Annotated in this window: 17 protein-coding genes; all 17 read left to right on the top strand. The window is 48.7% G+C overall.

What is annotated here, in order from left to right:
- The first annotated feature begins 51 nt into the window (after positions 1 to 51).
- The 17 genes from metK to FPL14_RS11270 all read left to right on the top strand — a co-directional run bounded on the left by metK (position 52) and on the right by FPL14_RS11270 (position 20,663).
- On the top strand, positions 52 to 1,254 hold the full coding sequence (metK, locus tag FPL14_RS11350; protein ID WP_220471237.1) for a methionine adenosyltransferase: 1,203 nt from the start codon (positions 52 to 54) through the stop codon (positions 1,252 to 1,254).
- Between the two features lie 146 nt (positions 1,255 to 1,400).
- The gene (locus FPL14_RS11345; RefSeq protein ID WP_182303045.1) at positions 1,401 to 5,804 is read left to right on the top strand and encodes an Ig-like domain-containing protein; all 4,404 of its coding nucleotides are present in this window, start codon (positions 1,401 to 1,403) and stop codon (positions 5,802 to 5,804) included.
- A gap of 233 nt (positions 5,805 to 6,037) precedes the next feature.
- Positions 6,038 to 7,051 carry an NAD-dependent 4,6-dehydratase LegB gene (locus FPL14_RS11340; protein ID WP_182303044.1) on the top strand — a complete coding sequence of 338 codons (1,014 nt, stop codon included), beginning with the start codon at positions 6,038 to 6,040 and terminating at the stop codon, positions 7,049 to 7,051.
- Positions 7,048 to 8,223, top strand: a complete 1,176-nt coding sequence (locus FPL14_RS11335; protein ID WP_182303043.1) for a LegC family aminotransferase — start codon at positions 7,048 to 7,050, stop codon at positions 8,221 to 8,223. Before FPL14_RS11340 ends, FPL14_RS11335 begins: the two co-directional genes overlap by 4 nt.
- Positions 8,216 to 9,385 (top strand): UDP-N-acetylglucosamine 2-epimerase, encoded by a 1,170-nt coding sequence (neuC, locus tag FPL14_RS11330; protein WP_182303042.1) that lies wholly within the window; start codon positions 8,216 to 8,218, stop codon positions 9,383 to 9,385. The genes FPL14_RS11335 and neuC overlap by 8 nt, the downstream gene beginning before the upstream one ends.
- On the top strand, positions 9,372 to 10,460 hold the full coding sequence (gene neuB / locus FPL14_RS11325) for an N-acetylneuraminate synthase (RefSeq protein WP_182303041.1): 1,089 nt from the start codon (positions 9,372 to 9,374) through the stop codon (positions 10,458 to 10,460). The genes neuC and neuB overlap by 14 nt, the downstream gene beginning before the upstream one ends.
- Positions 10,457 to 11,095: an acetyltransferase gene (locus FPL14_RS11320; RefSeq protein WP_182303040.1), complete on the top strand. Its 639-nt coding sequence runs from the start codon at positions 10,457 to 10,459 to the stop codon at positions 11,093 to 11,095. The genes neuB and FPL14_RS11320 overlap by 4 nt, the downstream gene beginning before the upstream one ends.
- On the top strand, positions 11,092 to 12,141 hold the full coding sequence (locus FPL14_RS11315) for a nucleotidyltransferase family protein (RefSeq protein ID WP_182303039.1): 1,050 nt from the start codon (positions 11,092 to 11,094) through the stop codon (positions 12,139 to 12,141). Before FPL14_RS11320 ends, FPL14_RS11315 begins: the two co-directional genes overlap by 4 nt.
- Positions 12,138 to 13,073, top strand: a complete 936-nt coding sequence (locus FPL14_RS30495) for a Gfo/Idh/MocA family protein (protein WP_182303038.1) — start codon at positions 12,138 to 12,140, stop codon at positions 13,071 to 13,073. Before FPL14_RS11315 ends, FPL14_RS30495 begins: the two co-directional genes overlap by 4 nt.
- The gene (locus FPL14_RS11305) at positions 13,048 to 13,746 is read left to right on the top strand and encodes an acylneuraminate cytidylyltransferase family protein (protein WP_182303037.1); all 699 of its coding nucleotides are present in this window, start codon (positions 13,048 to 13,050) and stop codon (positions 13,744 to 13,746) included. The genes FPL14_RS30495 and FPL14_RS11305 overlap by 26 nt, the downstream gene beginning before the upstream one ends.
- Positions 13,743 to 14,582, top strand: coding sequence for an SDR family oxidoreductase (locus tag FPL14_RS11300; protein ID WP_229263874.1), 840 nt, complete (start codon positions 13,743 to 13,745; stop codon positions 14,580 to 14,582). The genes FPL14_RS11305 and FPL14_RS11300 overlap by 4 nt, the downstream gene beginning before the upstream one ends.
- A 134-nt stretch (positions 14,583 to 14,716) precedes the next feature.
- On the top strand, positions 14,717 to 15,922 hold the full coding sequence (locus FPL14_RS11295) for an N-acetyl sugar amidotransferase (protein WP_182303036.1): 1,206 nt from the start codon (positions 14,717 to 14,719) through the stop codon (positions 15,920 to 15,922).
- 15 nt (positions 15,923 to 15,937) lie between these two features.
- Positions 15,938 to 16,699 carry an imidazole glycerol phosphate synthase subunit HisF gene (hisF, locus tag FPL14_RS11290; RefSeq protein WP_182303035.1) on the top strand — a complete coding sequence of 254 codons (762 nt, stop codon included), beginning with the start codon at positions 15,938 to 15,940 and terminating at the stop codon, positions 16,697 to 16,699.
- 2 nt (positions 16,700 to 16,701) lie between these two features.
- Positions 16,702 to 17,349: an imidazole glycerol phosphate synthase subunit HisH gene (gene hisH, locus FPL14_RS11285; protein ID WP_182303034.1), complete on the top strand. Its 648-nt coding sequence runs from the start codon at positions 16,702 to 16,704 to the stop codon at positions 17,347 to 17,349.
- Between the two features lie 54 nt (positions 17,350 to 17,403).
- Positions 17,404 to 17,757, top strand: coding sequence for an MmcQ/YjbR family DNA-binding protein (locus FPL14_RS11280; protein ID WP_182303033.1), 354 nt, complete (start codon positions 17,404 to 17,406; stop codon positions 17,755 to 17,757).
- A gap of 201 nt (positions 17,758 to 17,958) precedes the next feature.
- On the top strand, positions 17,959 to 20,253 hold the full coding sequence (locus FPL14_RS11275) for a phosphodiester glycosidase family protein (protein ID WP_182303032.1): 2,295 nt from the start codon (positions 17,959 to 17,961) through the stop codon (positions 20,251 to 20,253).
- Between the two features lie 2 nt (positions 20,254 to 20,255).
- Positions 20,256 to 20,663 (top strand): copper amine oxidase N-terminal domain-containing protein, encoded by a 408-nt coding sequence (locus tag FPL14_RS11270; RefSeq protein ID WP_182303031.1) that lies wholly within the window; start codon positions 20,256 to 20,258, stop codon positions 20,661 to 20,663.
- The last annotated feature ends 88 nt before the right edge of the window (positions 20,664 to 20,751 follow it).

The raw sequence follows: 20,751 nt of genomic DNA, 5'->3' as shown, positions 1-20,751 counted from the left end.
CAGCCTTTTCCCATGGGAAAAGGTTGATTTTATATGTGGGGGTTGGAGACTTTGTCGATAAAAGGCCGGCATCTCTTCACATCCGAATCGGTCACCGAAGGCCATCCGGATAAAATATGCGATCAGATTTCAGACGCGGTATTGGACGCGTTCCTGGAAGTGGACCCTTACGCTCGTGTAGCCTGCGAAGTGTCCGTTGCTACTGGGCTTGTATTAGTCATTGGCGAAATCAGCAGCAAAGCCGACTTCGTAGATATTTCCGCTATCGCTCGTCGTACGATCAAGGAGATCGGTTATACTAGGGCTAAATACGGTTTCGATTCCAGCACTTGCGCCGTTCTGACTTCTTTGAACGAACAGTCCGCCGACATCGCGCAAGGCGTTAACGCCGCTTTGGAGACTCGCGACGGTAAAGACATCCAACAAGAGAACGAAGATATCGGAGCAGGAGACCAAGGTCTCATGTTCGGTTTCGCGACGAACGAAACGCCTGAATTGATGCCGCTTCCGATCGCGTTAGCGCATCGTTTGTCCCGGCGTTTGTCCGAAGTGCGCAAGAACGGCAAGCTTGCTTACCTGCGCCCGGACGGCAAAACTCAAGTTACGGTACAATACGAAGACGGCAAACCGGTTCGCGTCGATGCGATCGTCGTATCCACGCAGCACTCCGAAGACATCTCTTTGGAGCAAATCCAGAAAGATATCCGCGAGCATGTTATCTATCCGGAAGTTCCTTCCGAGTGGCTGGATGCCGACACGAAATTCTTCATTAATCCAACGGGCAGGTTCGTTATCGGCGGTCCTCAAGGAGATGCAGGGTTAACGGGACGCAAAATCATCGTTGATACTTACGGCGGTTACGCTCGCCACGGCGGCGGAGCATTCTCCGGCAAAGATCCGACGAAGGTTGACCGTTCCGCGGCTTATGCGGCGCGTTACGTAGCGAAGAACATCGTTGCTGCGGGGTTGGCCGACAAGTGCGAAATCCAACTCGCTTACGCGATCGGCGTTGCAAGTCCAGTTTCCATCAACGTGGATACGTACGGCACGGGTAGAGTCGCCGAAGAGAAGCTCGTCGAGTTGATCGTGAACAACTTCGACTTGCGTCCGGCGGGCATTATCAAGATGCTGGACCTGCGCCGTCCGATCTACCGCCAGACTGCTGCATACGGCCACTTCGGCCGTACGGACGTCGATCTTCCGTGGGAGCGTTTGGACCGGGTAGAAGCGTTGAAACAAGGCGCTTTAGCATAATTTCAACGAACGAAGTCAAAGGCTTCCGCGCGAGCGGAGGTCTTTTTTTCATGCGCAAACTGGTAAATAAGTCCTTTGTCCCTAATTTTTTTGGCACTAAATGCCGAAATAAAAGGTATTACTGTGTTCATCAGGAGGTCATTGTTTTGCAGCTTAAACGAACTCTATCACTCACATTGATCATGGCGTTATTGATTCAGCTATGGGTAGCAGGCGCTTCTTTTGCAGCAGCCGGCGGACCGGTCATGATATCGACTTCTCCGGCTAACAATGAGGTGACCGTGCCTGCCAATGCGATGTTAAAGATTAAATTCGACGAGAACGTCGTTAAAGCCAGCGGCGGCGTCGTATCTATCAAGAACTCGAATACGAACGTGGCGGTAGCTAGCTACGACCTTGGAAACCCAACCCAAAGCGCATACGTTACGATCGATCCGACAAGCGCGAGCACGATTCAGATCAATCCTAACGGAAAGCTCGTGGCGGGACAGAACTATTACGTGGAAATAAGCCCGAATGCGTTCCTGAACGTAGCGGGAGCGGGATTCGCGGGAATTAACGATGCCACGACCTGGAACTTCCGCGTGATCGCTAGCGACGTAACGCCCCCTTCCGCCACGACAACGCCGGTTAGCGGCGGGACGATGCCGGCGACGGGAGCGATCAAGCTTGCCTTTAACGAGAAAGTATGGGCTGCGTCCGGCAATATCCGCATTACCCGGTTGGATACAAGCGATACGCAAGTCATTTCCGTGCTTTCTCCGGAAGTAACGGGAAGCGGAATCGTGGACGGAACAGGTAAAACGACGATCGTAATCCAACCGTCGATTCGGTTGGTTTCCGGTAAGAACTATCAAGTCATGGTAGAGCAGGGAGCATTCGTAGACGTTGTAGGCAACGCTTACTACGGTACGACCTGGAACTTCTCGACAACGGCTTCTCCTATTACGTTGATTAGCAAAGTACCTGCCGATAATAGCGCGAATGTAAGCTTAGGCGCCTTGACCGCGAAGATGACTTTCGCATCCGCGGTATTGACGGGCACTTCCGGAAATATTTATTTGAAAAAAGTACTGACGAATGAAACGGTCGAAACGATCAGCATGGCGACTGGCGCCTCCCGAGTAACGGGTAGCGGTACTACTGCGATAAACATTGCGTTCTATCAACCTCTGGTTGCCAATACGGAATATTACATTATGATGGACCCCGGCGTTCTGAAGGATGCCAGCGGCAATCTCTATGAAGGAATCGTTGACGCCGTGACATGGAACTTCACTACGGCTTCCGGGGTAGATAATACGCCTCCTCTTGTCTCGGCGTTTACGCCGGCAGCCGGAGGAGCCGTAACGGCAGTTAACGGTATGCTGAGCATTAAGTTCAACGAGCTTGTTAAGCCGGGAAGCGGAATGATCGTCATTCGCAATGCTTCTTCCCAAGCGGTTGTTTGTTCGATCCCCGTTACGCATAGCGCGGTCACGGGCGGCGGAACGGATACGATCAAGATCACGCCGTCGGTTTACTCCGCGTGCGGCAGCTTCGTGAAGAACACTTCGTATGCGGTACAGATCGGAAGCCTTGCCATTACCGATCTGGCAGGAAATCCATACGCAGGCATCCCATCAACCAATTACTCTACATGGTGGTTTAAAGTCAATTCCGATACGGTAAGACCTGAATTGATTAGCACGATTCCGGTATCGGGCACGAATAGCGTCAAAGAGGACGCGGTATTAACGATGCTATTCGATAAGTCGGTTACCGTACATGGCGTCGCCGCGACCCTGAATCAAGTCGTATCCGGTACGATTAGAGATTCTATACCCGCAACGTTAAGCGTAGACAGCACGAATTCCCGTAAGGTCATCTTAACGCCGACGAGAAACTTGACCCGATCCGCAACCTACGTTGTGAGCATACCGGACAATGCGATTACCGATTTGGCGCTTAATGCTTACCCCGGCATACTGAACGATTATCGTTGGACTTTCCAGACGATCGGTTCGGATAGGACGGCCCCGACGTTCTCGAGCGCGGCGATGGATGGCAGCGCAATCGTCTTGACGTACAACGAGGAATTGGATAGCACGGTCGTTCCATATCCGGCGAACTATTACGTAACGGTTAATGATGTCCCGAGACAAGTAAATGGAATTACGATCAACGGTAAAACGGTCCGGTTAATTCTTCAATCGGGAGTAGCCGTTGGCCAAACCGTTAAAGTATCCTATACCAAAGATTCCGATACGGATCATCAGCTTCAGGATTTATCGGGCAATAAAGCAGTTGCCCTGTCCTCCAAAGAGGTAACGAATAGTTCCGATACGACATTGGCTAAGCCGTTGAGCGGCGTACTGAACGGCTCGACGCTGACCTTGAACTTTAATAAGTCGTTGGCGGCGCCCGCTAGCGGAGCTTCCTATCAATTCTCCGTTAAATATAATGGATATTCGCAAAGCATTAGCGCAATCTCGGTTAACGGGTCGGTAGTGACTCTCACTTTGCCGTCGAGCGTTACGGAAACGCAATCCGTATCCGTCTCTTACGCGCCCGGATCGACGCCTCTTAGGGATTTGAGCGGCAACGCGGTTCCCGCGTTCACGGACTTCTACGTTCAGAACGTGAACGATACGGTTGCGCCTACGCTTACTTCGGCGACCGCTTCGGGAACGAAAGTTATTTTGTCGTATAACGAAGGGTTAAGCGCGGCTTCGGTTCCTTTGAAATCCAACTTCTCCGTAATCAAAAACGGAACGACCGCGGCGATCTCATCCGTCGCGATCGTGAATAACACGGTCGAATTAACGATGACTCAGGCTGTCGCGACGAATGCCGTATTATATGTTTCTTACATTCAGACCAGTCAAGGAATTAAAGACTTGGCGGGTAATCTAGCTGCAACATTCAATAGCTACCCTGTTACAGGCGTGGCGGCGACGACTACGCAGTTGGTGGCTAGCTCTGTTTACAATAATGAAATCACATTGACTTACAGCGCGGCGCTCAATAACTCATCCGTGCCGTATGCATCGCAATATTATGTGAAAGTCAACGGTACTTTCGCGAACGTTAGTTCCGTGAATATCGTCGGAACCCAAGTGAGGGTTTTGCTAACGTCGCCTGTAGCAACAGGTTCGACCGTTGTACTTAGTTACATGGCTACGGGTAATTCGGTGAAGGATTTGCAGAACCAAGCGGTCAGCGGGATTAACGAAATGACCATTACGAATCAATCGACGTTACCCGGCGGCGGAGGCGGTGGCGGCACGATCGTAGGATTGCCTGATTACGTGGAAGCGGACGGCTCCGGCGGAGTGCAATTAATCGTCGCTAAATCCTCGTCGATTTATTCAGGTACGGCTCCGTCCGGCAAATCCATGAATCGATATACGTTGGACGGTACGAAGCTGTTGGCTGCTTACGACGCGATTAGACAGAACAGCGGTATCGCGATCCCGCGTCTCACATTCAAAGTGCCGTCGACCGAGGTTGGGGCGCTAGTAACGATTCCGATCAATTCCCTAATGGATGCGTCATCCAGGGCGTCTAACGCATCCTTCCGTCTTGAATACGGAGATATGCAATTCGAAATCCCGTTGTCGGCTATCAATTACAGCAAAGAGATTTACTTGGCGGGCGGCAGCACGACGACATCTTCTCTGCAGATCAGCATCGATAAGGCTCAGAACTCCCCGGTGCTGTCTACTCTTAATATTCTCGGAGCTCAGTCGATGACGACGCCTGCCGATTTCTCCGCGGGAATATTAACGGGAACGAATTACAAAGCGGTAGAGAACTACGAGCAGTACGTTACGAGATCATTCGCGCTTCCGGGCTTCTCCGGTTCCACGGACAATTTGGCCGTCATTCGTCTGGACTCCGACTCCAACCAACCGTCTTACGTTCCAACGCTATTCGAGAATGTCAACGGTTCGACCAAAGTTAACTTTAAGCGCAAGGGCAACAGCGAATACGCCGTAGTGCGCAGGAACGCGTCGTTTACGGATATGGCCAAGCATTGGGCGAATGGCGATGTTACGGTATTAGCTTCCAAATTTATCGTAACGGGCGACACGAACAAAACATTTGCGCCCGGCAAGAATATTACCAGAGCCGATTTTGCGGAGTTTCTTGCCAGAGGTATCGGGTTGAACGGGGATAAATCCTCTGCCTCCAGATACACGGACGTCTCTCTCACAAACCCGTCTGCATCTTATATTGGAGCGGTGAGCAAAGCGGGTATCGTAGAAGGCGGAACGGATGGCAAATTCCGTCCAAACGCGAACGTGACCCGGGAAGAAATGGCAACGATGCTAATCCGGGCTATGAACTATGTTGGAGTACAATCTTCCTCATCCAGTACCGCGCTTAACGGCTTTAAGGACAAAGCCAAAGTAAGCGGCTGGGCAAAAGAAGGAATGTCGATCAGCGTTACCGTCGGATTCATCAAGGGCTCCACGACGAAGACGATTAATCCGCAAAGCAAAGCGACTCGCGCGGAAGCCGCGATTATGATTAAACGATTCTTGGAATACGTGGATTTCCTATAACCATTCTAATTTGCTTATTTAAACAAAGCGGATCCAGAAGCGAAAGCGCGAACTGGATCCGCCTTTCTAGCTACTGGGAAGCTAGAGGTTGTTCGATCTTGATTGAATCCCGATGGCCAATTATTGGAATTGTAGAACGTTGGCGACTCGTGTCGATTTTATGGCAATCTGGTGTTAGACTGATTTGTAGATACATACAAAGTTGAAAGATTTTCTAACAACGGAGGGCTTGCATGGAAAAGCAATTCAAAGGCAAAGTACTCATAACGGGCGCCGATGGATTTATCGGATCGCATCTAACGGAAGAAATGGTACGCAGAGGTTACGACGTTAGGGCGTTTGCCGTTTATAACTCTTTTAATTCCTGGGGCTGGTTGGATCAATCTCCCAAAGAGATTAAATCTTCTCTTGATGTCTTTACCGGCGATATTAGGGATCCTCATGGCGTTAAGCAGGCAATGCGCGGTTGCGATGCAGTCCTTCATCTGGCTGCGTTGATTGCCATCCCCTACTCCTACCACTCTCCGGACACTTATGTAGATACCAATATCAAAGGAACACTAAATTTATTGCAAGCTGCAAGGGAGACCGGCGTGTCCAAGTTCGTCCACACTTCCACGAGCGAAGTGTACGGTACAGCACGATTCGTACCGATCACAGAGGAGCATCCCTTACAAGGTCAATCCCCGTATTCGGCGAGTAAGATTGGGGCTGATCAGATGGCGATGTCTTTCTATGATTCTTTTCAGACGCCAGTGGCTATCATTCGGCCATTTAATACATATGGACCAAGACAATCGGCGAGAGCGGTAATACCCACCGTCATCACGCAAATCGCTAACGGAAAAAAAGAGATTCAACTGGGAGCTCTTCACCCGACTAGGGATTTTAACTATGTTGAAGACACGGTGAGAGGTTTTATCGAAGTCATGGAGTCTGACAGATCGATCGGCGAAGTCATTAATATCGGAAGCAACTATGAAATCTCTATTGGAGATACGGTGAAGCTCATTGCCGAGATCATGGGGCGCGAGATTGAAATCCAAACGGATTCTTCCCGTATCAGACCGGAGAAGAGCGAAGTGGAGAGGCTGTGGGCCGATAATCAAAAGGCTAAGCGCCTTCTGGACTGGGAGCCGAAATTCGCTGGCAGAGACGGGTTGCGGAGGGGGCTAGAGAAAACGGTCGAGTGGTTTACGAATCCGGATAATCTTAAGAACTACAAGGCTGATTTCTACAATATATGAGCGAGCATTTGAATGTTTCGAGATTAATAGAAGCTATTAGATGGGCAATTGATTCAGAGAAATCGTTCGTCGGTTTGCATGAGCCTGTGTTCCAAGGGCGAGAGAAAGAATACGTCCTGGATTGCATAGAGACGGGTTGGGTGTCATCGGTAGGTCAATACGTAGATCGTTTTGAACAAATGCTTGCCGAATACACAGGTTCTGCGCGGGCGGTTGCGGTTGTTAACGGCACGGCTGCTTTGCACATCAGTTTACTGATGAGTGGAGTCACGCAGAATGATGAAGTATTATGTCCGACGTTATCGTTCGTAGCTACCGCGAATGCCATCGCTTATTGCGGAGCGATTCCCCATTTCGTGGATATCGATGAACGAACGCTTGGAATCGATCCTGAAAAGCTAGATACGTACTTGGGCGAAATTACTCGAGTAGATGGGGAGCGGTGTTATAACAAATTTACGGGACGTGCGATTAAGGCCGTTATAGCGATGCACACGTTTGGACATCCCGTAAACCTTGATCGATTAATCGAAGTCTGTACCAAATACTCTCTAGAGCTTGTGGAGGACGCCGCCGAATCATTAGGTTCCTTTTACAAGGGCAAACATACAGGAACATTCAGCAAGCTTAGCGCCGTTAGCTTTAACGGCAACAAAATCATGACAACCGGCGGGGGCGGAGCGATTCTCGCGCAGGATGAGGAACTAGGTAAACTCGTGAAGCATATTACGACTACCGCTAAGGTTCCGCACCGTTGGGATTTTAATCACGATCATATCGGTTATAATTATCGATTACCTAATCTCAACGCCGCGCTGGGATGCGCTCAATTGGAACAACTACCGATCTTTTTAAGTAGAAAACGGAAATTGGCGAACCGATATCGCGAACAGCTAAGAGATCTGAATGGCGTTCGATTTTTCGAGGAACCGCTCGATAGCAACAGCAATTATTGGTTAAACACGATACTGCTTGAGGATAAGGGTCAACGAGACAGCGTGTTACAACAATTGAATGATAATGGCTTGATGTCAAGACCCGCATGGACGTTATTGCATCAACTCCAGATCTACTCCACATGCCCCAGAATGGATTTGGTCAACGCCGAGAACTTAAGTCTGCGCATGATTAACATTCCAAGCAGTTCTTTCCTTGGAGGCATATATGAGTAAAAGAAAAATTTGCGTAGTTACGGGAACGAGAGCGGAATACGGACTGCTGTATTGGCTGTTGAAAGAGCTTGAAGCCGAACCGACGGTAGAGCTTCAATTGATCGTATCCGGAATGCATCTCTCTCCTGAGTTCGGATCGACATATAAATTCATAGAGCAAGACGGATTTATCATCAACGAGAAAATCGAAATGTTATTGTCCAGCGATACGCCGGTGGGCATCACGAAATCGATTGGTTTGGCTGTACTGAGTTTTGCTGAATGTTTGGATCGGTTAAAACCGGATATTCTGGTCTTGGCAGGCGACCGCTACGAGATATTGGCGGCGGCACAAGCCGCATTAATTGCCCAAATACCAATTGCCCATTTGTTCGGCGGCGATACGACCGAGGGAGCTTTTGATGAGGCGATTCGCCATTCCATAACGAAAATGTCTCATTTGCATTTCGTGTCCAACGGGCATGCGGCTAAAAGGGTCCGTCAATTAGGCGAGAATCCGAAGCATATCTTCAACGTGGGCAGCACCGGCTTGGATTTCGTTAGAAAAGCGACTCTTCTGACTAAAGATCAACTTTCCGAGCGATTGGAATTCGAGTTCAGGAAGCGGAATGTAGCCGTTACTTTTCACCCCGCCACTCTTGATGCCCAAAGGCCGGAGGAACAATTTAGCGAGTTGCTTCATGCGCTGGAATCTCTGGGACAGGAAACAGGGATCATTATCACGAAGCCGAATTCGGATACTTACGGCAGGAAACTAATTGAAATGACCGATGAATTCGTAAAAAGCCACTCTAACGCCAAAGCTTACACGTCGCTTGGTCAACTCCCTTATTTGAGTTTACTGTCTCATGTCGACGCCGTAATAGGAAACTCGTCCAGCGGTCTGTACGAAGCGCCGACATTTAAAATCCCTACGGTTAATATAGGCAGTCGTCAGAGGGGGAGGATGCAAGCTAGCTCCGTAATCGATTGCGAACCGAATAGAAGCGAAATTAGCAAGGCGATGACCGTCGCGTTTGCAATGGATTGTACGAATACGGTAAATCCCTATGGCGAAGGTCGCGCTTCGGAACGTGTTGCCGGAATCCTCAAGGATTTTGATAATCTACGAGGCTTAATACAAAAGTCATTCTATGAGGTAGATGATCATGAATCAGTCTAAGCAGCAGGTATATATTATCGCCGAGGCCGGAGTTAACCATAATGGGTCAATCGAGATGGCTAAGCGATTAATCGACGTTGCGAGTGCTTCCGGAGCAAATGCGGTTAAGTTTCAGTCGTTTAAAGCGGACAAGCTTGTGAGCAGGCAAGCGCCTAAAGCAGACTATCAATTGGCTACTACGGATTCCGCGGAAACTCAGTACGAGATGCTGAAGAAGTTGGAATTATCCGAAGATGACCACCGCATCTTATTTGAATATAGCCGCAATGCGGGTATAGAATTCCTATCTACTCCGTTCGATGTCGACAGTCTTAACTGGCTTTGCGATGAACTAAATGTGGAATCCATTAAGATTTCGTCAGGGGACTTGACGAATTCGTTGTTGCTGCTTGCAACCGCTAGGAGACGAGTTAACGTCATTTTGTCAACGGGCATGAGCTCGTTAGGCGATATTGAAGAAGCGTTGGGCGTATTAGCCTATGGGTATTTGAATCCGGATAAGGAACCGGAATCAGAGAATGATTTCTTGGAAGCCTATCGTAATGACGAAGGACAATCCCTCCTTAAGAAGCATGTCGTGTTGCTGCACTGTACTACGGAGTATCCTGCTCCGCTAAACGAGGTTAACCTTAAAGCGATGGAAGTCATGTCGCTAAGTTTTGGATTGCCGGTAGGTTACTCGGATCATACGGAAGGCATTGTCATACCACTAGCAGCCACGGCAAGGGGAGCAATATTAATAGAAAAGCATTTTACGTTAGATAAGTCCCTGCCTGGACCGGATCATAAAGCATCCTTAGACCCTGACGAGTTAATAAGGATGGTACAAGGAATTAGACAAGTCGAACAGGCGATAGGAACAGGCTTGAAAGCGCCCTCCAAATCGGAGTCCAAAAATACTGTTATTGCTAGAAAAAGTTTAGTGGCCACAGAGACTATCCAGCAAGGCAGCTTATTCACGGTTTCTAATCTAACCGTAAAAAGACCAGGAAACGGGTTGAAGCCGATCCAATATTGGTCTACCTTAGGCAAATCCGCGACGAGAACCTATTTGAAGGACGAAGTGATTGAATGAAGACCAAATCATGTATTGTTATCGGCGGGGGCGGACATGCCAAGGTGTTAATCGATATGTTGAACCGCAATGGATATAACATTGTGGGATATTCCGCATTATCGCCGAGTAATCAGGAAGTGTTTCGAGAGCTAGCTTATCTGAATGCGGAGATAGATCTAGATAGCAAAGAATTTTCTACGATAGCTTTATTTAATGGAATAGGATCGACCGGCAATCCTAAAAAGAGGAAAGAGGTTTTTGAGCAATGGACCCGAAAAGGTTATCCTTTTCCGGCGATTGTTCATCCCCTTGCGTTTGTGGCCGACGATGTTAGACTTGCCGATGGAGCCCAGGTCATGGTGGGGGCGATTGTACAACCCTCCTCATCGGTGGGGGAAAACAGCATTATTAACACGAAATCAAGTGTTGACCACGATTGCTTCGTCGGGAATCATGTCCATATATCGCCGGGAGCAGTGCTTTGCGGCGACGTATGCGTTGAGGACGAAGCGCATATCGGTGCCGGGGCGATTATTAAGCAAGGAATCCGCGTCGGCATGGGAAGCATCGTTGGTGCAGGTGCAGTAGTCGTGAATAACATTCGACCAGGTACAACCGTAGTGGGGATTCCTGCCAGGGAGGTGTCGAGATGAATAATTGGAGAGCGTCTCTCGTTCTGAGAAGCGAAAGTATACTTAACGTCATTCACGCAATCGATAACAATTCGATGCAAATTGCACTAATTGTGGACGAATCGGATTATTTATTGGGCACCGTAACGGATGGGGATATTCGAAGAGCTATTTTGCGGGGGCATTCCCTAGAAAATGCGATCACCGATATTATGAATAGATCGCCTATTATTGCTAACCCTGCTCAAGATAGGCGAGAAGTACTGGCCATCATGAGAAAAAGACAAATTAACCATATTCCCATTGTCAATAATGATGGCTACGTAGTAGGGCTGGAAACGATTCATAGCATTGTTAGCCCTGAACTGCGCGATAATAGAGTCGTATTGATGGCAGGGGGATTAGGCAGTCGGCTAAGGCCCTTGACGGATGATTGTCCTAAACCGCTGCTGAAGGTCGGAGGAAAACCGGTACTGGAAACGACAATCGAGAATTTGATCTCCTATGGGCTGAACAAGTTTACGTTAACCGTGAATTACAAGGCTGAAATGTTAGTCGAACACTTCGGCGACGGTTCTAAATGGGGCGTCGACATCGATTACATTTTCGAAGAAAAACGTATGGGAACGGCCGGGGCTTTAAGTTTGTTGAAACGAAATCCGGAGCAGTCTTTTATTGTAATGAACGGCGATTTATTAACCAAGGTAAATATTGCGGGACTTCTTGATTATCACGAAAGCCAAGATTCGGTCGCCACAATGTGCGTCCGAGACTACGAGATACAAGTTCCTTACGGAGTTATTAATGTAATGAACGAGAGATTGGTAAGCATTGAAGAGAAACCCGTTTATCGACATTTCGTTAATGCGGGAATTTATGTTTTGAATCCGCAGACGTTGAGCATTATTCCGAAGAACGAGTTCTATGATATGACTACTTTTTTTGAGGATTTGATAAAAAACAACGAGCGAACTTCTATTTTCCCTATTCGTGAGTATTGGTTGGATATCGGAAAAATGGAAGACTATGAAAGGGCGAATGGAGAGTTCTCCAAGGTTTTCGGATGAATGTCCTCATTATCGGTTATGGGTCAATTGGAGAGCGACACGCAGAACTGTTCGAGAAGCTCGGATGTAAGGTTGGTGTAGTGAGTAGCCGAGATCCAATTGAGAAATATCAATATTTCAGGACGACCAAGTCGGCAATGATGAAGTCGGATTGGGATTGGGTGGTCATATCTAATCGGACTGTGGAACATTATTTGACATTGAATGAACTTATTCGCTTGAATTATACTGGGTCTATACTTGTCGAAAAACCCATTTTTGAGTCGCCTAAAGAGTTCGCGCATCTTCCGTTAGAGAAAATTTTTGTATCGTATAATTTAAGGTTTCATCCATGCATTCAGAAATTGCGTTATTTATTGCAAGGGGAGACACTATTATCGGCGCAATTCTATGTCGGTCAGTACTTGCCAGGGTGGAGACCCGGACAGGACTACCGGCAAACTTATTCGGCTTCAAAAGCGATGGGGGGCGGAGTGTTACGGGATTTGAGTCATGAGTTGGATCTCGTCCTTTGGTTGCTCGGAAAGTGGAATTGGGTAACGGCGATCGGCGGAACCTATAGCCAACTTGAATTGGATAGCGACGACGTATTCGCCTTGTTAGTTCAGACGGAACATTGTCCGGTCGTTAACGTCCAGCTTAATTACATTGATCGAATCGCACAACGAAAGATTATTATCAATACCGAACGTCATACATTCGCAATCGATTTGATCAACAGTACAATAAGTGTCGATGGCACGGAAGAACGAATGGAAACGACCAGAAATACAACTTACGTAGCCCAACACGAACGAATAGTTAATGGCGAGTACGAGCAAATCTGCACATTTCGCGAAGGTATCGAAGTCATGAGGCTAATTGATGCAGCGGAAACCTCCGCTAGTCAGAAAGTGTGGATGAAAAATGAAGCTATGCACAATATGCGCTAGAGGCGGTTCTAAGGGAGTCAAAAACAAAAATGTGCGCCATTTGGCTGGTCAGCCGTTAATTGCTTACAGTATTCAACAAGCTAAACAAACGGGGTTATTCGACTATGTTGCCGTTAGCAGCGATTCGCAAGAGATACTGGACATTGCAAGGCAATATGGTGCAGACCTAACCATCCGTAGACCTAATGAATTAGCCACTGATACAGCAGCTAAACTTCCGGTAATCCGACATTGCGTCAGTATGGTTGAACAGATAACGGGGGTTATTTTTGATACGATCGTTGATCTGGATGCGACTTCTCCCTTAAGAATTTCCGATGACATTATTCAAGCCTATCAACTATTGGAATCTAGCAAAGCGAGTAACGTAATCACGGGCGCGCCCGCTAGACGATCTCCATATTTTAATTTAGTAGAATTAAACGATAGCGGAACAGTGCAATTGTGCAAAAAACTGGAAAAACCTGTAATTCGACGGCAGGACGCTCCCAAATGTTATGATATGAATGCTTCGATTTATATTTGGAGAAGAGAGTCTTTGATGGAGAAAGAGGGCTTGTTTCAATTGGATACGCGGCTCTACGAAATGCCCGAAGAACGATCCGTCGATATAGATTCGGAGCTTGACTTCGAAATTGTCGATTTTCTGATGAGGAGAAGAGTTGGATCATGAACGATAACGACAAAACCATGAATTATCGCGATTTTTTCTCATTGCAAGGTAAAACGGCGATCGTAACAGGGGGAGCCGGGATCCTAGGCAAACATTTCTGCTCTGCTTTGAGCGACTTCGGCGCAAATGTAGCGGTTGCGGATCTCAACGCGGATGCGGCAAGTCAAATCGCGTCGGAGCTTGAAGAACGTTACGGTGTCAAAGCGCGCGGATATTATTGCGATGTCTCCTCTCCCGCATCTGTGGACAGTCTCGTAAATGAAGTCGTAGGTACCTTCGGTCGAATTGATATTTTACATAACAACGCCGCAAGCAAGTCGAAGGATTTAAGCCAATTTTTCGCGCCCTTCGAAGAATATTCGTTAGAGCAGTGGCGAGAAGTGATGTCCGTTAATATCGACGGGATGTTCTTAATGGCGCAAGCCGTGGGCAAGCAAATGATTAAACAGGGCACCGGAGGATCCATAATCCAAACGGCGTCCATATACGGCGCAATGGCGCCGGACCAACGAATTTATAAAGGCTCCCGCTACCTAGGAGTGACGATCAATACCCCGGCTGTCTACTCCGCTTCAAAGGCGGCCGTAATTGGACTTACGAAGTATTTAGCGACTTACTGGGCAGATCAAGGGATCAGGGTTAATACCTTAACCCCTGGCGGTAATGAAAGCGGGCAAAACGAGGAGTTCATTAAGAATTATTCGAATCGAATTCCGCTTGGCAGAATGGGTATGCCGCACGAGATGACAGGGGCGTTAGTATACCTCGCTTCGGATGCATCAAGTTACGTTACGGGCCAGAATCTATTTGTTGACGGTGGATTACACGCCTGGTAACCCTATTACTAATCTACTTTTGGAGGAAAGAACATGATCCGTGTGAGAGAACCTATTCAAGAAGCCAATTTCAATAATGCGGAAAATGAATTAGAAGCGAAGTACGGGTTGCCTCGCGAGTAAAATTTTGCAAAATGTGCGTTATTTCCAACCAGAGACCAAACTCGGCGGTCGAGTACGAACATACGAAAGACAGCAAGAAAAAAACGATTCATTTTAACGAGGACGGAATTTGCGATGCATGCCGTCTTAGCATACAGAAACATAATACGATCGATTGGGTGGAACGAGAGAGAAAACTTATCGAGCTCTGCGATCAATATCGCAGCAAAGACGGCTCATATGATTGTATCGTTCCCGGTTCCGGCGGGAAAGACAGTTTCTATGCGGCTCATGTTCTGAAATATAAATACGGCATGCACCCGCTGACGGTAACATGGGCGCCGCACGTCTATACGGACTGGGGATTTAAAAACTTTCAATCCTGGATACATGCGGGATTCGATAATTACCTGTGCACTCCGAACGGAAAGGCGCACCGTTTGTTGACCCGTCTTGCGGTAGAAAACTTATTTCATCCGTTTCAACCGTTCATTATCGGGCAAAAAGCTCTTGCGCCTAAGATGTCCCTATTATTTAATATTCCGTTGGTATTCTACGGCGAGAACGAAGCGGAATACGGAAATCCGATCGCTGATACGGAAAGCGCTAAGAGGGATTGGTCATACTTCACATCCGATGACCAAAGCAACATTTATCTCGGCGGCACGTCTATCCAGGAATTAAAAGAAAATTACGAGTTTGATCAGAGCGATCTGAATCCCTATCTTCCGGCCAATCCCGAAGCGATAGAGAAGCAAAAAGTAGAAGTCCATTACCTTGGATATTACTTGAAATGGCACCCGCAGAGCTGCTACTACTACTCGGTAGAGCATGGCGGTTTCCAAGCTTCGCCGGAAAGAACGCCCGGAACTTACAGCAAATACAATAGCATCGACGACAAAATCGACGATTTCCACTACTATACGACGAACGTCAAATTCGGAATCGGTCGGGCTTCGTACGACGCAGCCCAAGAAATTCGGTCCAAAGACATAACCCGCGATGAAGGCGTCGCGCTCGTGAAAAGATACGATGGAGAGTTCCCGGAAAGATTCGCTGATGAAATATTCCAGTATTTAAGCATTAACGAAAAGGAATTTCCGAAAGCTTCGAAGATGTTCGAACAACCTATCATGGATCGGGACTATTTTATGAATCTGGCCGACCAATTCCGTTCTCCGCATCTTTGGAAAAAAGAAAACGGAACGTGGAAGCTTAGGAAAACTGTCTTCTCTTGATGAAAGGAATATAACATGGCAAACACTAGGCTCATTGCGCGGTTGGATATCAAAGGTCCGAACTTGATAAAAGGGATTCATCTTGAAGGTCTGAGAGTTCTAGGCGATCCCGAAACGTTCGCAACCCAGTATTACGAGCAAGGGATTGACGAGCTAATATACATGGATGCTGTGGCCAGCTTATACGAGCGGAACAATTTGACCGACATTGTAAAACACACGGCCAAGAATATCTTTATTCCCCTCACGGTAGGAGGAGGCGTTCGTTCGGTAGAGGACGCCAAAAACCTATTGCGCGCCGGTGCCGACAAGATCGCCATTAATACGGCGGCCGTTCGAAACCCCGAGCTTATAAGCCAAATGTCGAGAAGATTTGGATCGCAATGCATGGTACTCTCGATTGAAGCAAAGCGAAATGGCCTGGGGCAGTGGGAAGTGTATACGGATAATGGTCGCGAACGAACGGGATTAAGCGTCGTGGAGTGGGCGGTTAAAGGCGCCGAACTCGGAGCGGGAGAAATTCTGTTGACCTCGGTGGACCAGGAGGGGACGCGCAAAGGTTTCGATTTGTCTCTTATCCGATCCGTTAGCGAGACCGTATCCGTGCCCGTCATTGCCAGCGGCGGCATGGGATCTGCCGAACACTTGGTTGACGCGGTGAAAATCGGCAGAGCGGACGCTGTCGCAATGGCCGATGTATTGCATTACAATCGTCTTAGTTTGGATGGGATTCGAAAACATGCATTAATGAATCATATCGATGTTAGGAGCAACTAGCGATGGCCAATCCTGAAGTCACGGTAATTGATTATGGGATGGGGAATATATACAGTGTCACGCGCGCTTTGGAAGCCTGCGGAGCAACAGTGAAACTGACGGATTCTCCGGAAGATATTGTGTCTGCGCAATTGCTCGTATTGCCGGGAGTAGGCGCATTCAAGGACGGCATGGAGGAACTAAGGTCACGGGGTCTTGTCGGTCCCATCGGGGATTATGCGCGCACGGGCAGGCCTTTGCTCGGGATTTGCCTTGGAATGCAAATGTTGATGGAACGGAGCGAAGAGTTCGGCGAACATGAAGGTCTTGGCCTTATACCGGGTAACGTAGTTGCGATCCCAAACACCGCCGAAGATGGGGGAAGGCATAAAATCCCTCATATCGGCTGGAACGAATTAAAGAAGACTGCAGCCCTTTCGTGGGATGGGAGCATCCTAGAAGGAATTAATGAAGATAACACCGCGTACTTTGTTCATTCGTTTACCTGCGTTCCCTTGAACGAATCTCACCGTTTGGCGGATTCGCAATACAATGGTCGGAGAATATCCGCTGCGATCCAATCCGATAACGTGTACGGATGTCAATTCCATCCTGAAAAAAGCGCGCAGACCGGGCTCAAAATCATCAGCAATTTTTTATCGTTAACGTAGATAGGTCTGGAATAGACAGAGTTTTGGATTCCGGTCCTGGAACGGAGGGGTGCTATGAACCACGCGCAATTGATCGAACAAGGATTAGAGTGGATTGGCACGACGCTTAAATATCCCTTCGACCCGGATCTGCCGGTGTTGTTCGTAGGCAGCAAGATGTTTGCGTTGTTCGGCAAGACGGGCGGATACGAGAGCGTAAACTTGAAGGCGGATCCAGAGGAAGCGTGGCTGCTTCGGCAGCAATACTCGGGTTCCGTCCTTCCGGGCTATCATATGAACAAGAAACACTGGAATACGGTCGTTCTGGATGGCGCCGTGCCGGAGGGGGAGCTTCTCGCCATGATGGAGCAATCCTATCAACTTGCGTTGAGCAAGCTGACCAAGCGGGAGAGAGAACAACTGAAATAGATTTATTTTCGGGAAAGGCGGCGAAGTTGGCCGCCTTTTTTTGTGCTGTGCACTCATTCGGTTGTGATTCTATTAAAATTTGGTGACATTGCACTCTTAAGTGTAACTTTTCTCCTCTTAAAGAGTCTAATAGAGTAGGGCATATTAGGAGTCTTCGCACTTCGGCCAAATTCTAATAGATTTACGGGAGAACTAGATTTCATGAATGAACTGCAACATCAACCTGCACAAGCTCGACATAAACGTACTCGATTGTTACTGCCGTTCCTAGCCGGGGTCTTGGTATTCACAGGTCCGCTTAACGCGGGTAGCATTCCCGCGGCTCAAGCAGCTTCCTCGCAAGCTGCGGTCACTTATAAGCTCGTTCAGCAAGGCGAATCCATCGTAACGTCCGGCGTCCGCCAGCTAACCTACGCATGGGTACCCTCTGACAAGACTAAGCCGACCGAAGTCATTCACGTACTCCAAGTGGATCTCCGAAATCCGTACGTTCAGCTTAATGCAATGGGCGGCCCGAAAGGGAGCGTTACGGCAAGGCAGTCCGTTGGCGCGATGGTCAAGGAAACGGGAGCAATAGCCGGGATTAACGGAGACGTATTCCGCACGGGAAGCACAAGCGAGGGCGTGCCGATGGGGGCGCAAATTAATTCCGGGCAACTCCTCGTCAGTACGGAACAATTGCAAGGAATGTATGCTTTCGGAGTGACGAAGGACCGACAGCCGATCATCGATAATTTCGTGTTTACGGGCGAAGTTATCGCAGCCGACGGAACGCCGTTTAGTCTGACGGGACTGAATAAAGCGGCATACCGCACGGAACCGGACAAAGCTTACAGCCATGCCAATGCCTTGTACATGTATACTAGCGCTTGGACAGCTCCCGAACGTCCGGCGAACAGCGGCGCCACGCCTACGGAAGCGTTGGTTGTCGATGGTATCGTAACCGAGATTTCCGTTGGAACTCCGATTGTGACGGCGATTCCTGAGAATGGCTATATTTTGCGCGGTCATGGGGACAAGACTGCGGCGAACTTTATTACGACTCATCTAAACGTCGGGGATAAGATCAATACGACGACATCGCTCAAGAGCGCCGATGGCAGAACCTACGATCCCTCCGAGTTCCAGATGATGGTAAGCGGCCATACGCTATTGTTGGACAAAGGCGCCGCTACAGCATTCACGAGGGATATTAGCGGTGTCAGCGGAGGCGCCGATCGCGCCCGTACCGCGGTTGGGTATTCCAAAGACGGCAATACGGCCTATTTGTTAACCGTCGAAGAGAATGGCGGGCGCAAAGGGGTAACGCTTAAGGAGCTGCAACAGATACTCTCGGAGCTAGGCGTGTGGAAAGCGGTTAACCTGGACGGCGGCGGTTCGACGACGATGATCTCCCGTCCGCTTGGCGAGTTCCAAACCCAGCTAACCCATCCGACTTCTTATGGAACGACGCAACGTCTCGTAACGAATGGAATCGGCGTGTACACGACGGCGCCGCAAGGCGCGATAAAAGGCATAGTAGCGAGCGGCGCCCAAACTTTGTTCATGGGCCAACAGGCGGCATATTCGTTGAAAGCTTATGACACGTACTACAATCCGATCGATCCGAACGGCTTGAAACCGACTTGGAGCCTCAATAAACAAATAGGCACGCTCGTCGACGGGACGTTCACGGCCACGAAAACGGGTTCGGCCGATCTTCAGGTCAAAGCCGGTAACGCTACGGATTCGCTATCGCTCGAGATCATCGGGGAAGCCCAGATTTCTAAGCTGATCGTCGAGCCAAATACGACGGCACTCAAACCCGGAGCCGTAATTAGCTTGCCGGTTAAAGCCCAATTGACGGATGGAAGGCAGTTGTCCGTGCCGGCTTCCGCGGTAACGTGGGAGTTCCGCGGGTTCAAGGCGAATATGGCGGACGGCAAGCTTACCGTGGGCAGCGTCGAGAATAATATCGCCGCCGGTTATGCCATTGCCAGGTATGACGGTTACGGAGCGGTTGCGGTACTGGCTTCAGGCTCGGAGAAAGGGTTAGAGGATTTCGAGAAATCCTCCTATAACGTAGGATTTAGCGGCACTCCCGTCGAAACGGTCGGATCCTCCTCCATTACTACCGGCATTCCAGGACGCGAGAACTCCAAAGTGCTGGTAATGGATTATGATTTCACGTTAGGTTCGGGCAAGAGATTCGCCAATGCCGTGCTCAATAACGGCAAAGGAATTACGATCGACGGCACGCCAAGCACGTTAACTCTAGATGTATTAGGCGATCAGAGCATGCACTGGCTGAGAGCCGAATTTACCGACGTTAACGGCAAAACCGTATACGCGACTATCGTAGACCAAATCGATTGGAGCGGATGGAAGAATCTCAAAATAGATCTGGCGGGCGCAGGGCTTAAAGGGCCTTCGAAACTCACCAAGCTCTACATTGTTAACAAAGAGGAAGACCAAGACGAACGCGCCCTGCAAGGCAACTGGCATTCGATAATCTAGTCTTGCAGTATCCCCCGGATAAAATCGCTACCGTTCAACCGACGATCGTGATGACGGTCGGGAAGAAGCAAGCGACGGTCGACGGCAAGAAGGCGACGTTGCCGGGAGCGCCTTTCGTACAGAAAGGCACCAATACCAACTATTTGCCGTTAAGATTCGTAGCCGACAACCTTGGAGCTCAGATCATTTGGGATAATAAGTCTAAGAGAGTGACGGTTTTGCGTGGAGATAAAATGCTGGAATTGTGGGTTGGCAAAGATACAATGACGGTAAACGGCGTTCGTCAATCGGTATCCGCTACGCCAATCGTTATTAAGAATAGCGTGTACGTACCTGTCCGCATTATTTCCGAACAATTAGGACAAAAGGTGGATTGGGCAGGCAAAACCAAAACGATTACAATTCATTAATTTTCATTCGAAGTCTCAATCCTTCTCTCGATGATCGCAAGAAATATGGTATGATGTAAACATTGCTAGCAAAAAGCCTTGAGACCTA

This window comes from Cohnella cholangitidis (assembly GCF_014107495.1).
Classification (GTDB): domain Bacteria; phylum Bacillota; class Bacilli; order Paenibacillales; family Paenibacillaceae; genus Cohnella; species Cohnella cholangitidis.
Note: the sequence above shows the minus strand (reverse complement) of the source record. Positions and strands in the feature narration are given on the sequence as shown.